11 protein-coding genes, 1 pseudogene and 1 riboswitch are annotated in these 13,454 nt (G+C 65.3%); of the genes and pseudogenes, 4 read left to right on the top strand and 8 right to left on the bottom strand.

The window, feature by feature from the left end; genetic code table 11:
- Positions 1 to 69: 69 nt before the first annotated feature.
- From VGC77_RS14595 to VGC77_RS14585, 3 genes are read left to right on the top strand one after another with little or no spacing between them, the layout of a single operon-like run.
- A complete protein-coding gene (locus VGC77_RS14595) occupies positions 70 to 1,059 on the top strand; it encodes an iron ABC transporter permease (RefSeq protein ID WP_331172282.1) in 990 nt (329 codons plus the stop codon).
- A complete protein-coding gene (locus VGC77_RS14590) occupies positions 1,056 to 1,832 on the top strand; it encodes an ABC transporter ATP-binding protein (protein WP_331172281.1) in 777 nt (258 codons plus the stop codon). The genes VGC77_RS14595 and VGC77_RS14590 overlap by 4 nt, the downstream gene beginning before the upstream one ends.
- A complete protein-coding gene (locus tag VGC77_RS14585) occupies positions 1,829 to 2,680 on the top strand; it encodes an ABC transporter substrate-binding protein (protein ID WP_331172280.1) in 852 nt (283 codons plus the stop codon). The genes VGC77_RS14590 and VGC77_RS14585 overlap by 4 nt, the downstream gene beginning before the upstream one ends.
- Positions 2,681 to 2,687: 7 nt before the next feature.
- On the opposite strand, the gene VGC77_RS14580 is transcribed toward VGC77_RS14585, so the two are convergent.
- The 4 genes from VGC77_RS14580 to adh all read right to left on the bottom strand — a co-directional run bounded on the left by VGC77_RS14580 (position 2,688) and on the right by adh (position 8,205).
- Complete coding sequence (locus tag VGC77_RS14580; RefSeq protein ID WP_331172279.1) at positions 2,688 to 4,262, bottom strand: cobyric acid synthase; 1,575 nt, start codon at positions 4,260 to 4,262, stop codon at positions 2,688 to 2,690.
- A 98-nt stretch (positions 4,263 to 4,360) separates the two neighbouring features.
- The gene (locus VGC77_RS14575; RefSeq protein WP_331172278.1) at positions 4,361 to 4,696 is read right to left on the bottom strand and encodes a cysteine-rich small domain-containing protein; all 336 of its coding nucleotides are present in this window, start codon (positions 4,694 to 4,696) and stop codon (positions 4,361 to 4,363) included.
- Positions 4,697 to 4,944: 248 nt separating this feature from the next.
- A riboswitch (cobalamin riboswitch) is annotated at positions 4,945 to 5,145 on the bottom strand.
- A 270-nt stretch (positions 5,146 to 5,415) separates the two neighbouring features.
- A complete protein-coding gene (gene yiaY, locus VGC77_RS14570) occupies positions 5,416 to 6,567 on the bottom strand; it encodes an L-threonine dehydrogenase (protein WP_331172277.1) in 1,152 nt (383 codons plus the stop codon).
- 117 nt (positions 6,568 to 6,684) lie between these two features.
- Entirely contained in the window at positions 6,685 to 8,205 is a 1,521-nt protein-coding gene (gene adh / locus VGC77_RS14565) for an aldehyde dehydrogenase (RefSeq protein WP_331172276.1), read from the bottom strand.
- A 132-nt stretch (positions 8,206 to 8,337) separates the two neighbouring features.
- Here adh and VGC77_RS14560 point away from each other — a divergent pair, with 132 nt between their 5' ends.
- Positions 8,338 to 10,437 carry a sigma-54-dependent Fis family transcriptional regulator gene (locus tag VGC77_RS14560; RefSeq protein WP_331172275.1) on the top strand — a complete coding sequence of 700 codons (2,100 nt, stop codon included), beginning with the start codon at positions 8,338 to 8,340 and terminating at the stop codon, positions 10,435 to 10,437.
- A gap of 115 nt (positions 10,438 to 10,552) precedes the next feature.
- On the opposite strand, the pseudogene VGC77_RS14555 reads toward VGC77_RS14560, so the two are convergent.
- The 4 genes and pseudogenes from VGC77_RS14555 to VGC77_RS14540 form a co-directional block, all read right to left on the bottom strand.
- Positions 10,553 to 10,775 (bottom strand): annotated as a pseudogene (locus tag VGC77_RS14555) (transposase); the annotation flags it as partial.
- Between the two features lie 678 nt (positions 10,776 to 11,453).
- A complete protein-coding gene (locus VGC77_RS14550) occupies positions 11,454 to 12,305 on the bottom strand; it encodes a hypothetical protein (protein WP_331172274.1) in 852 nt (283 codons plus the stop codon).
- A gap of 11 nt (positions 12,306 to 12,316) precedes the next feature.
- Complete coding sequence (locus VGC77_RS14545; protein WP_331172273.1) at positions 12,317 to 12,493, bottom strand: hypothetical protein; 177 nt, start codon at positions 12,491 to 12,493, stop codon at positions 12,317 to 12,319.
- 158 nt (positions 12,494 to 12,651) lie between these two features.
- Positions 12,652 to 13,284, bottom strand: a complete 633-nt coding sequence (locus tag VGC77_RS14540; RefSeq protein ID WP_331172272.1) for a helix-turn-helix domain-containing protein — start codon at positions 13,282 to 13,284, stop codon at positions 12,652 to 12,654.
- Positions 13,285 to 13,454: the final 170 nt, after the last annotated feature.

Below are 13,454 nucleotides of genomic sequence, written 5' to 3'. Positions count from 1 at the left end.
TTGAAAGTCTCGTTGGCCGCGCCTAGCGCGGCTGCGACAATTATTGTCGCGCGTGCGGCCGATCGCGCCGTGCTGCTGCCATTGTTACTTGGCGGTGTCGTCCTGCTGTTTCTGGGGTCGCTCGGCGTCGGAGCGGCGCGACTGCCGATCAGCTCGGTCGTCGAGGCGCTGTTCGGCTTCGGCAGCGAAATTCAGCAGACCATCGTGCAAGAAATCCGGCTGCCGCGCGCGCTGTTGGCGGTGGCGATCGGCGGCATCCACGGGCTATCGGGCGCGGCGCTGCAGAGATTGTTGCGCAATCCCTTGGCCTCGCCGTCGCTGTTCGGCGCGCCGCAGGCGGCGGCATTCGGTGCCGTGTTGGTAATCGCAACCGGGCTTGCCGACGTGCTGTCGTTTGCACTGCCGTTCGCGGCGATCCTGATGGCCTTTGCCTCGGTGTTCGTGTTGATGGCGGTGGCCGGTCGCAATTCCAGCCTGCTGTTGCTGATCCTCGCAGGACTGGCGCTGTCCAGCCTCGCCGGGGCGGCAACCGCGCTCGCCCTAAATCTTTCGGCCAATCCGTTCGCTGCGTTGGAGATCTCGTTCTGGCTGCTCGGCTCGCTCGAGGATCGCAGCTTTCATCATCTGGCGCTGGCGCTGCCGTTCATCGTCTGCGGCGGTTGGTTGCTGCTGGCGCGGCGCGGCGCGTTTCGCGCGCTCAGCCTCGGCGAAGAGGCTGCGCAATCGCTCGGCGTCAACGTTGCCGGACTGCGGCTTCAGGTCATCATCGGGGTCGCACTCGGGGTCGGCGCCGCGGTCGCGGTGTCCGGCACCATCGGCTTCATCGGCCTGGTCGCGCCGCATCTGATGCGGCCCTTGGTCGGTCACGATCCAGGCCGGCTGCTGGTGCCGAGCGCGCTCGCCGGCGCCGCCTTATTGCTCGCCGCCGACATCGCGGTGCGGATCATCCCGTCTGGCACCGGAATCAAGGTCGGCGTGCTGACCGCGCTGATCGGCGTGCCGTTCTTTCTCTATCTGATCATGCGCGAGCGCCGCGCGCTCGGCGGGTGCCTGTCATGACCGATTATCTCGCTGTCGAGCGGCTCTGCGTCAGCCTCGGCGGTCGCCTTCTCGTGCAGGATATCTGCTTCGCGCTACCGCGGCGCGGCCTGGTCGCACTGGTCGGGCCGAACGGCGCGGGCAAGACCACGCTGCTGCGCGCACTCGCCGGCCTGGTGCCGAGTCAAGGTCATGTGACCATCGACGGCAACGACCTTGCCGGCCTCGCGGTGCGCCAGCGCGCGTTGCGGTTCGCCTATCTGCCGCAAGGCCATGCCGTGCACTGGCCGCTGCCGGTGCGCGACGTGGTCGCGCTCGGCCGCTACCCGCACGGCGCCACCGACCCGCAACGGCTCAGCCCGCACGACGCGGCGGCGGTCGAGCGCGCGTTACACGAGGCCGACCTGATCGCGCTGCAGGACCGGCCGGTCAACGAACTGTCCGGCGGCGAACGCAGCCGGGTGGCATTGGCACGCGCGCTGGCGACTGAGGCCCCGGTGCTGCTGGCGGATGAGCCGATCGCCTCGCTCGATCCCTATTACCAGCTCTCGGTGATGGCCTTGCTGCGCAAGCAGGCCGATGCCGGCGCGCTGGTGATCGTGGTGACCCACGACCTCGGCCTCGCCGCGCGCTTCGCCGATCGGGTGCTGATGCTGCGCGACGGCCGGTTGACCAACGCTGGCCCGCCTGACAAGGCGCTCGCCGCGGCTGCGCTGGCGGAGGTCTTTGCGATCGAGGCGTTTCGCGGCGCTCATCAAGGTCAGCCGGTAATCGTGCCATGGGCCGCACGATGAGCCGGTGTCTCGCCCGCGGCTGCCGCTTCGGCGCAAGTATCCTCATCGCGCTGCTGACCCTAGCGACGAGCGCGCTCGCCGGCCCGGCGCGCATCGCCTCGATCAATATGTGCACCGACCAGTTATTGCTTGCGCTCGCCGATCCCGCGCAGATCGCAGGCCTCGGTCCCTACGCCAGCGACCCGCGGCTGTCATGGTCTGCAGCCGAAGCGCTGCGCTATCCGCGGCTCTCCGGCGAGGCCGAGGATCTGTTGATGCTCAGGCCCGATCTGGTGCTCGCCGGACGTTACGGCAAGCGCACCACCCGCGATCTATTGCGCGCCAAGGCGGTGCCGGTCGCCGAATTCGATGTGCCGCGCAGCATCGACGACGTCAAAAGCCAGATCCGCCGCGCCAGCGATCTGATCGGCCATCCTGAGCGCGCCGACGCGCTGATTGCGAAGATCGACGCGGCTTTGAGCCGCACGCGGGCTGCCGCCTCGCGCCCGCACGACCGCGTGCTGACGGTGTCGCGGCGCGGCTGGATCGCGGGCAGCGACAGCCTGACCAGTTCGCTGCTGGCGGCCGCAGGTCTCTCCAATGCAGCCGCCGAACTCGGACTGCCGCATGGCGGCTTCGCCGCGCTGGAGACCATCGTCGCTTCAAAACCAGATCTGATCCTGATCGCCGAAGCCGATCCGGCCGCTGAAGATCAGGGCCAAGCGTTGCTGCTGCACCCGGCGATCCAGCGCGCCTACCCGCCGGGCAAGCGGCTGGTGATCGCCGAACAACTGACGATGTGTGGCGGGCCAATGCTGCCCGCCGCGCTCGACCGCCTGACTGCGGCGCTGCAACGCGTCCGTCCCTGACGGCTCGTCAACGCGCCAAGGCCAGCAGCGCGTCGAGATCGAGCTGCGCCTCGATCTGGTCGGCCAGCGCATCGAGCGCGGCTTCCACCCGCGCTTCATAGGCGAGCTGCGAACGCGATCCACCAACGCCGGCCAGCCATTGCGCGCGAAACGCATCGCTGCCGAACAGGCCGTGCAGATAGCCGCCGCTGACGAGACCGTCGGCGGAGACCGCGCCTTCCGGACGCGGCATGCCGTGCGCGTCGAGTATCAACCACGGCCGCGCCAAGCCCGGCCCAATGGTGCGGCCCATATGCATCTCGTAGCTGGTGACCCGGCAGCCGCTGATTTTGTCGATGGCATCGATCTCGGTCAGGCGCTTGTCGCCGCCGATCTCGGTCTCGACGTCGAGCAGCCCGAGCCCCGCGGTGTCGCCGGGCACGCCTTCCAGCCCGTGGGGATCGCGCACCACATGGCCAAGCATCTGAAAGCCGGCGCAGATCCCCACCACGCGGCCGCCGCGGCGGACATGGGCGCGAATGTCGATGTCCCAGCCTTCACGCCGCAGCACCGCGAGATCGCTGCGCGTCGCCTTGGAGCCGGGGATCAGGATGACGTCCGTATCGGCCGGGATCGGTGAGCCGGGCTGCACCCAGCGCAATTGCACGCCGGGCTCGGCGGCGAGCGGATCGATGTCGTCGAAATTGGCGACGCGCGACAATCGCAGCACCGCGATCTTCAGCCCCACGCCGGCGCCATTCGCCGGCCGCTCCAGCGCCAGCGAATCCTCCGCCGGCAATTGCTGGGCGCGATCGAACCAGCGCAGCACGCCGAGGAACGGCCAGCCGGTGTGCTCGGTGATAGTTCTGCAGCCCGGCTCGAACAGCGAAAAGTCGCCGCGGAATTTGTTGACGATGTAGCCTTCGACGCGATCGCGGTCGGCCTGGTCCAACAATGCGTGGCTGCCGACGACCGCCGCCATGGTGCCGCCGCGGTCGATGTCGGACAACAGCACCACCGGCAGATCCGCCTGCTCGGCGAGCCGCATATTGGTGATGTCGGAGGAGCGCAGATAGACCTCGGCGCCGCTGCCGGCCCCCTCCACCAGCACGAGATCGGCCTCGGCTTTGAGCCGCTGCAGACTGTCGAGCACGGCGGGCATCAAGGCGCGGCGCATCATATGGTAAGTGCGCGCCGGGCAATTGCCGAGCACGCGGCCGCGCAGCACCACTTGCGCGCCGATCTCACTTTGCGGTTTCAGCAACACCGGATTCATGTGGATCGAGGGCGCGGCGCGGCAGGCGCGCGCCTGCATCGCCTGGGCGCGGCCGATCTCTCCGCGCGGGGTCACACCATCAGCACCCGGCGGCAGATCGCTGTCGCAGGCCACTGCGGCGTTGTTGCTCATGTTCTGCGCCTTGTAAGGACGCACCACGAGGCCACGCCTGGTATAAGCGCGGCAAAGACCTGCGACCACCATGCTCTTGCCGACGTCGGAGCTGGTGCCCTGGATCATCAGCACCCGCGCGCGGCGCGGCAAATCGGCGGGCGCGGCGGTAAAATGGATTCGGTCGATCAGTTCGGCGACGTTGATAGCTGGCATTTCTTGTCCATGATTGATTCTCGGCCACTGGGCTCATGCGGTCGCAACATGTGACTGGCGCAGCGCGCTGGGCACGAAAATGGCGGCGCGAATTTCGGTTAGCCGTCGGTTTCGGTGTGCGGCTGCTTGAGCCGCCGCGGATCCTGATCGTGGCCGTCCCAGATCTTTGGGCGCTCGAGCCAGCGCTGGATGAAATTCCACGAGCGACGATAGCCGTTATGCGGCAGCGTGCAGGCCGAGCAATCCTTGCGCTTCACGCCATTGCCATCGGTGAACACCTGATACGGCCCGGGGCATTCGTAGGCAATCAAAGGGCAGTAGCAGAACAGGCAGTTGAACTCGCGTTCCACGCCCTTGTGACAGGGCATGAACGGGCAATTCGCATTGGTGAAACCCTTGAAGGCTTCGTTGTTAGTTGTGTCTTTCGGTTCCATGCCGACTCCGGGCGAGAATGCAGGCGAGCGCCCGCGGCGACCCGCGATGATGCGGCGAGATGCCGGCACGCAGCCGCAGTCGCGGCGCCTATCCGCGCGACTTGTTAATTGAGAATGTGAGATCGAGACGCCAGCCGCCCTCGCATGCTGCAAGGCAGCCCGCGAGATCGCTGGCGACGCGCCGATGAGACGCGCTGACTAACTGAACTTATTCATGATTTCTCCGCTATCGACCCGCCGTCGATTGAGTTGGACCAGCGTCTTCGGCCGGTCTCCTGGCTCACGGACATGGTCCCGATCGCCTTCCCGATGCACAGCATCAGTGGCCTATCGATCGGGCACCGTCCGCCTACAGTTGCGGGGGCAGCCGCGGCATTGGCGATTTCTCGCCGCACCGCATTCCCAGTTTCACCTCTGTTGCCAGAGGCACCGAAGACAATTCCAAAGAGCATGTTGGACAGCCGAGCGCAAGCAGAATTGAAGTCCTGCGCGGCGTGAGGAAATTACCATAATCGGATTTGACTTCCGCGCGAAGCGCCAGCCCTACCAGCGGTCTCTACCGTCGATGCAAATGCTGCTGGTACATCCGTCCGCGCTCGCCAACGATGCAAAGGGGCGCGATCTACACAGATCGCGCCCCTGCTAATCATTTTCTCTTTAGAAGATGCCCCGCGGGCTTCAGCACGCTTGCCGCGGTCGCGTTGCCGACGCGCGTCATGTTATGCGGCCACGCGGAAGATCGCCTCGATGTCGGCTTGGCTGGCGCGGCGCGGGTTGGTCAGGCCGCAGGCATCCTTCAACGCGTTGGCCGCCAAGGTCGGGATGTCGGCCTCCTTGACCCCGAGCTGGGCGAGCCCGGTCGGAATGCCGATATCCGCGGAAAGCCGCTGGATCGCGTGGATGCAAGCCTCCGCGCCCTGGTGATCGCTCATGCCGTTGGTATCGACGCCGAGAGCGTGGGCGACGTCGCGCAGGCGCGCCGCCGAGACCTCGGCGTTGAAGGCCTCGACGTGCGGCAGCAGCACGGCGTTGCACACCCCGTGCGGCAGATCGTAGAAGCCGCCCAATTGATGCGCCATGGCGTGGACGTAGCCGAGCGAGGCGTTGTTGAAGGCCATGCCGGCCATGAAGCCGGCGTAAGCCATGGCTTCGCGCGCCGCCAGATTGCTGCCTTCGGCGACCGCGGTGCGCAGATTGTTGGCGATGATCGCGATCGCCTTCAGCGCGCAGGCGTCGGTGATCGGCGTGGCTGCGACCGAGACATAGGCCTCGATCGCGTGGGTCAGCGCGTCCATGCCGGTGGCCGCGGTCAGCGACTGCGGCTTGCCCAGCATCAGCTCGGGATCGTTCACCGAGAGAATCGGAGTGACGTTGCGATCGACGATCGCCATCTTCACCAACCGCCTCTCGTCGGTGATGATGCAGAAGCGCGTCATCTCGCTGGCGGTGCCCGCGGTGGTGTTGATGGCGATCAGCGGCAGTTGCGGCTTGGCCGAGCGATCGACGCCCTCATAATCGCGGATGTTGCCGCCGTTGGTCGCGGTGAGCGCGATGCCCTTGGCGCAGTCGTGCGACGAGCCGCCGCCGAGCGAGATCACGCAGTCGCAGCCGTCGGCCTGGAGTTGGGCCAAACCCGTCTCGACGTTGCCGACGGTGGGATTGGGCTGCGCCCCGGGGAAAATCGAGGCGGCAATGCCCTGCTGCTGCAGCAGCGAGGCCAGCTTGTCGGCCATGCCGAGCTTGAACAGCATCGTATCGGTGACGATCAGCGCCCGGCCGAAGCCGTAGCGGCGAACGCTGGCGACGGCGCTGCTGAGGCAGCCCGCCCCCATCATGTTGAGCGAGGGAATGAAAAAAGTGGTCTCGGTCATCGGACGATCTCTCTCTGGGTTAGCCGACCGGGCAGACCCCAGCCGTTCCCCGTGGCGGCTTGCATGCGCGCCGGGGCAGATGTTCAGCGAATAAGCGGTGAATTGATCGCTTCGGACTTAGAAGAAGCCGAGCGCGTTGGGGCTGTAGCTCACCAACAGGTTCTTGGTCTGCTGATAGTGATCGAGCATCATGTGATGGTTTTCGCGGCCGATCCCCGATTGCTTGTAGCCGCCGAAGGCGGCGTGCGCCGGGTAAAGGTGGTAGCAGTTGGTCCACACCCGGCCGGCCTTGATGCCGCGGCCGAAGCGGTAGGAGCGATTGCCGTCGCGGGTCCAGACACCGGCACCCAGGCCATAATGGGTATCGTTGGCCAGGTGCAGCGCCTCGTCCTCGTCCTTGAAGGTGGTGACCGCGACAACCGGCCCGAAGATCTCCTCCTGGAACACCCGCATCCGGTTATGCCCCTTCAGCACGGTCGGCTGGACGTAGTAGCCGTGGGCGAGATCGCCGCCGAGCTCGGCGCGAGAGCCGCCGGCCAGAACTTTGGCACCCTCGTCCCGGCCGATCGCGAAGTAGGACAGAATCTTCTCCATCTGCTCGGTCGAGGCCTGGGCGCCGATCATGGTCTCGGTATCGAGCGGATTGCCCTGGCGGATCGCCGCCACCCGCGCCAGCGCGCGATCGATGAAGCGATCGTAGAGCGATTCCTGAATCAGCGCGCGCGACGGACAGGTGCAGACCTCGCCCTGGTTGAGCGCGAACATCACGAAGCCCTCGATCGCCTTGTCGAAGTAAGCGTCGTCGGCTGCGGCCACGTCGTTGAAGAAGATGTTCGGCGACTTGCCGCCTAGTTCGAGCGACACCGGGATCAGGTTCGCGCTGGCGTATTGCATGATCAGCCGGCCGGTGCTGGTCTCGCCGGTGAAAGCGATCTTGGCGATGCGGTTCGAAGAGGCCAGCGGCTTGCCGGCTTCCAGGCCGAGGCCGTTGACCACGTTGAGCACGCCCGGCGGCAACAGATCGGCGATCAGCTCCACCAGCACCAGGATGCTGACCGGCGTCTGCTCGGCGGGCTTCAGCACGATGCAGTTGCCGGAAGCCAGAGCCGGCGCCAGCTTCCACGCCGCCATCAGGATCGAGAAATTCCACGGAATGATCTGGCCGACCACGCCGAGCGGCTCGTGGAAGTGATAGGCGACGGTGTGTTCGTCGAGCTGCGCCAGCGTGCCCTCTTGCGAGCGGACGCAGGAGGCGAAATAGCGGAAATGGTCGATCGCCAGCGGGATGTCGGCGGCCAGCGTCTCGCGGATCGGCTTGCCGTTATCGACGGACTCCGCATAGGCGAGCCGCTCGAGGTTTTCTTCCATGCGGTCGGCAATGCGGTTCAGCACCAGGGCGCGTTCGGCGACGCTGGTGCGGCCCCAGGAATCGGCGGCGGCGTGGGCGGCGTCGAGCGCCAGCGTGATATCGACTTCGTCCGAACGCGCGGCCTGGGTGAAAGCTTGCCCGGTGATCGGCGTCAGGTTGTCGAAGTAGCGGCCGTTCACCGGCGCCGACCAGCGGCCGCCGATGAAATTGTCGTAGCGCGACTTGAACTCGATCGGAGCTCCGGTGGTGCCGGGAGCGGCGTACTTCATGGTGTCCCTCCACTTTGATTTGCTATCGGTCTGCGCCGCCTTGTTGCCGGCGGTCCCGGACTGCTCAGCACGTCGCGTGCCAAGCGCCCAACCCTTTGATCGACAACGAAATTGCTGCGGCGATGGCGGGCGATGGCGCTGCATCGTTTCGCCACGACTGTAGCGAAACTGAACAACTCGGGGTTGTTCAATGGTTCTACTTGCACCCCAGCCGGCGGCTCGGTAGTGACACTAGGCGATAAGAATGCGGAGGCGACCGCTGTTGGGCAGGCCGCCCCACCCGATGGGAGGGCAACCGAGATGACTGACGCCCGTAATCCGGGGGAATCCCCCGGGCGCCACGCGCGACGCCTGCTGGACCGCGGCCAGATGCCGCCGCCGGGCCTGGTCAACGCCACCGTCAGCCGCTCCTGGGAGCGCTGTCTGAAATCCGGCCTGGCGCCGCTGGCCGGGCCGGCGACGCCCGACCCGGTGTCGCCGCCGCGGCTCAAACAGGCGCTGGAACAGCGGCGCGAATTGCTGCGCCAAGCCCGACCGATCGTCGAATACCTCTACAGCCAGGTCAGTGGCTCGGGCAGCATGGTGATCCTGGCCGACGACCAGGGCCTGCTGATCGAAGCGCTGGGCGACGCGGAGTTTCTCAAGCGCGCCGAGCGGGTGGCGCTGCAGCCGGGCGCCTGCTGGCATGAGCAAGACCGCGGCACCAACGCCATCGGTACCGCGCTGGCCGAACGGGTGCCGGTGGCGGTCCACGGCAGCGAGCATTTCCTCGATTGTAACCGCTTCCTCACCTGCACCGCCGCCCCGGTGCTGGGCAGCGACGGCAAGCTCCTAGGCGTGATCGACATTTCCGGCCACCACAGCGCCCGCCACCCGCACACTCTGGGACTGGTGCAGACCGCCAGTCACATGATCGAGAGCCGGGTGTTCGAGCTGGGGCACGAAGGCGCGACGCGATTGCGACTGCATCCGCAGGCCGAGGGCATCGGCACCCTGGCCGAGGGATTGCTGGCCCTCGACGAGGACGGCCGCATCGTCGGCGCCAATCGGACCTCGCTCAACCTGCTGGGGCTGGCGGACATCGAGATCGGCCATGTCGGCATCGATGGTGTACTCGCGTTGGCCTCCGGCGGACTGCTGCAACAGGCGCGCCAGCACCCCGGGGCCGTGCTCAACGCCGAGACCCGCTCGGGCCGGTCGCTGTTCCTCAGAGCAGAACCGGGACGCTCGCCCCCGGCAAGGGCGCTGCCCCGCCGGACAGCCCCGGCGCGCGACGCGCTGGCCGAACTGGACACCGGCGACGAGCGGATGCGGCAATGCCTGGAGCGCGCCCGCAAGGTGGTGGGCAAGCCGATCCCGATTCTGCTGCAGGGCGAGTCCGGGGTCGGCAAAGAGATGGTCGCGGCCGCGATCCACACCTCCGGCCCGCGACAGAAACGAGCCATGGTGGCGGTCAATTGCGCGGCGCTGCCGGAGCATCTGATCGAGGCCGAGTTGTTCGGCTATGCCCCCGGCGCCTTCACCGGAGCCCGCCGCGAGGGGGCGCCGGGACGGATCCGCGAGGCCGATCGCGGCACGCTGTTTCTGGACGAGATCGGCGACATGCCGCTCACGCTGCAAAGCCGGCTGTTGCGGGTGCTGCAGGAGCGCCAGGTGGTGCCGGTCGGCAGCGGCAAACCGGTCACCGTCGATTTCGCGCTGATCGCGGCCAGCCACCGGCCTTTGAAGTTCGAAGTCGAGCACGGCCGTTTTCGCGCCGATCTCTACTATCGCCTCAACGGCATCACCCTGACGCTGCCCTCGCTCCGATCGCGCAGCGACTTTGCAGTCCTGATGAGCCGCCTGCTCGAACGCTTCGAACCCGGCGCCGGGTTGATGGTCGAGCCGGGCGTCGCGGCGGCGCTGGCGGACTATTCCTGGCCCGGCAATTTGCGCGAGCTGGCCAATGTGCTCCGTTTCGCCTCGGCGCTGCTCGACCCCGGCGAGACGGCGATCGGCTGGCAGCATCTGCCGGAGGATCTGGTGGACGAGTTGCGGCGACCGGACCCGGTACGGCTGGACGAGGGGACCGGCGCGATTTCGCTGCGGGCGGCCTCGGATTCGCTGATCGAGCACACCCTGCATACCAGCGGCGGCAACCTCTCCGAAGCTGCCCGCCGGCTCGGCATCAGCCGCACCACGCTTTATCGCCGTATCGGCGGCAATCAGCGCCGCGGCGCGACACTCATCTAGAGCTATTCCGGTTCTGACAGAATCAGAACCGAAGCTCCAGATTGTTATTTTGACGCGTTTTCTTCACGCGAACCGGGATCCACTTCTCTCGAAAACGCTATAATCCTTTAGCGTTTCATATTTTGATGGAAGCGTATCCAGCGTTGATGAAGTAGTTGCTGCATTCGCTGGGGCTCGAAGGTGCCGATAAGGTGGCCTATGTGGCGCCAGGTGTCGTCGACGGTGCGCTCTTGGGCGATGCGCATCCAGTGCTTGATCTTGGCGAAGACCTGCTCGATCGGATTGAGGTCCGGCGAATATGGCGACAGCTACCACAGCCTGGCGCCGGCATTTCGGATCTTGGGAGCGCTCTTCTGTAGCGAGAGCGAGCTAAACAGCCAGCCTGTTCAATAACTTGCTATGCCAGTAGGGCAACTTAGGCCCCTTGGTACAGTATTGCGGCCTGCGCCGGATCGAGCGTTTGATGCGGCTGCGGGCCTTGCGGGCACGACAGTTACCGGCTCATCGAATTTTGTCCCTGTTGGCGGTCGTTGCTGGAGCTTGCCGACTGCGTGCAGCGGTCAACTCGTCTCTAACCCTAGCCTGCGTCTCGGGCGACATGAGTGGCTCCGGGCGCTGCCGGGGCATGTCGTGGATCGCTGAGTAGCGATTCGTATCCTTCGCGGTCATCGATGCCTGAGCATCCATTGGACTGCCTGCGCGGGCAAGATATCCAGGTGTCGTTGCGCAACCAGCAAGCGATAGCGCCGACGCAAGAAGCGTGCTGAGGGTTAGTAGTCGGTGAATAGCTCGTGTCTCCAATTGCTTTCCAGCGAAAGACTGAGGGTTCGAGTTGCTAGCAAGATTGCCCTCATCAAATTACCGACCGCTCCGCGCAGCTTCCCCAAAGGGCCTTAGGCCGACGTTTGCCCTTTCGTGCGGAGAGCGCAGTCGTCTCTCTCCTCGGCAGCGACTCTCCGATATGGCGTGTCACGCTTTCCGTCCGCATCATTCGCCGAGCGCACAAGGACAAGCGATCACCATACCGAGTCGATGATGCCGTAAAGCGCATATTTTCCGCCATTGAGCACGACGCTGGGTGCGTCTACCACCCGTTCCCAGATGCCGGTCATGCTGGCCACAGGCATCGCCCGCTCTCTACTTATCCCTTCGGCAGGGACGATTCGGGGGGCAGTTCTGGACGCCTGGCTTGGACCGTAGATGATTGAGGATGGACTGCCCCTCACGGGCCGTCCATCAGCAGGCCTCCAGCTTGAATAGTCCATGGATCGATGGGACTGCCGGGCCGACTCCGGCCGGGCGGAGATCGCGTTCGACACCCTTTTCGGTCCCCTCGCGCCTTCGGATCCGGGCACGAAACCGCGCTTCGATGAAATGGATGCGGAAGGAACTGCCGATTGGTTCGCCAGAATACGGCTGCTTTCGAGATTGGGCAAATTGCGATCTTTAATTGCAGCACTTGCTGCCGTGTCAGATCTCGCTTGGGCTGCGATCGGTTCTCCGGCCTCGGCGCCAATCTCCGGATCATCCCTGACACCAGCGGGCGCAGCCAGAGCCGACGACTCCATTGGTCGCGCAGATGCGGACGCTTTTTCGTCGCCCGCGCTCCCGCCTTCCGTCGTTGGGCCGACCGAAGCGGCGGCAAGCGGCGTGACTGAAGGGGACTTGTCGCTGCTACCAATTTTGTCTGGAGTGTCCTCCATGACAGCGGCAGCGCCCGATTCTGGGACGGGCCTCTCTTCGCCTCGCGACATGCTGATACCGCCGGCAAGGGCCAGTAAGAGGATTACGTCGGAAACGCGGAAACGAAGCGCCGATCTACGAAACTTCGTCGCGGGCGGCGGCGGAACAATCTGTAGCGCATTCATCACAATTCTCCTCAAACATCCGCATTCGCTTGCGTGACGAGCATCTGCGGCTTGTGGGTGCCTAATTCGTCTTCAATCTCCGGCGTTCTTTTCGAGCTGTCGCTGGAGCTGGAATCCTTGCCTTGCGATCCAGCATCCCAGATCGCCGCGGCCCGCAGACGATCCGGGACCAATGCGGCTTCCGTCATCACCATCGCCGGGCACAAGGCTCGATCCGGAGGACGAGAGCACAAGCCACAGTGTGGAAAAACAATAAAACCGTCTGGTTGGTTTGTAAAGTCGCAGAGCCGCGCTGGGCGGTTTGGCCGCAGGGCGTGGTTAACGCGCAGCTTGAGGAAATCCTAACTTAAGTGCGCTCGCGGGCCGTGGTGGCCTTTGCCCTGAGGGCCCGCTTCACTGCGCGCGGCTTGGCGGGCCTTTCCAGCGCGCTCCACTGAGTGTCATCCAGCAGACGCGCGAATAAGCGATCAAGCTCGGACTTACCGATCGGCGACATGCCGAGGAGTTCACCCAATAATAGTCCCCTCGCCGCGGCCCAGCGGAGCATTGCCAGATCCTGATCGGTGGCCTCAGCCTTGATGGCGGTGACGGTCTGGAGGTCACTCTCACGGGTGGGAGCCATCAAATCTGGGCTCTCGGCCATCGCGGCCAGCAGGGCGAGGGCCGCTGAATTGGGACTGTTGATGGCCTCGCGCACGGTGGCGATGTCCGTCGCAAGCTCAGGATTCGCCGACTCGATGCGGGCTTTTGCCCTGTAACGAGTCGCAAACTCGTCGAAGCGCGACATCTGCCGCTTCAATAGCGCCCTGAGCACCCCCTCCTTGGTGCGAAACTGATGCATCACGCCGCCTTTGCTCAAGCCGCTCTCACGGGCAATGGCGTCCAGCGTCAACCGGCCGGGTCCATCGCGCGCAACGATAGTGAGGGCGGCATCGAGCGCAATCGTGCGGGATCGCTCAGAGCGAGTAGCGTTGTCCATAGCCGACTTGTCTCCATGACATGCCATCGAATCAAGTGAAAAACGAGTCCGCCCACCTTCACGGCGCGTGTTCAATCGTCACGGATGTTCTTCTCGTCTTTACAAACCGCCTAGTCGGTTTTATAATGAGCGAGACCTCAGATCCGAGCGGCCAGCGCTACATCCGAAAG

This window comes from Rhodopseudomonas sp. (assembly GCF_036404135.1).
Taxonomy (GTDB): domain Bacteria; phylum Pseudomonadota; class Alphaproteobacteria; order Rhizobiales; family Xanthobacteraceae; genus Rhodopseudomonas_A.
Note: the sequence above shows the minus strand (reverse complement) of the source record. Positions and strands in the feature narration are given on the sequence as shown.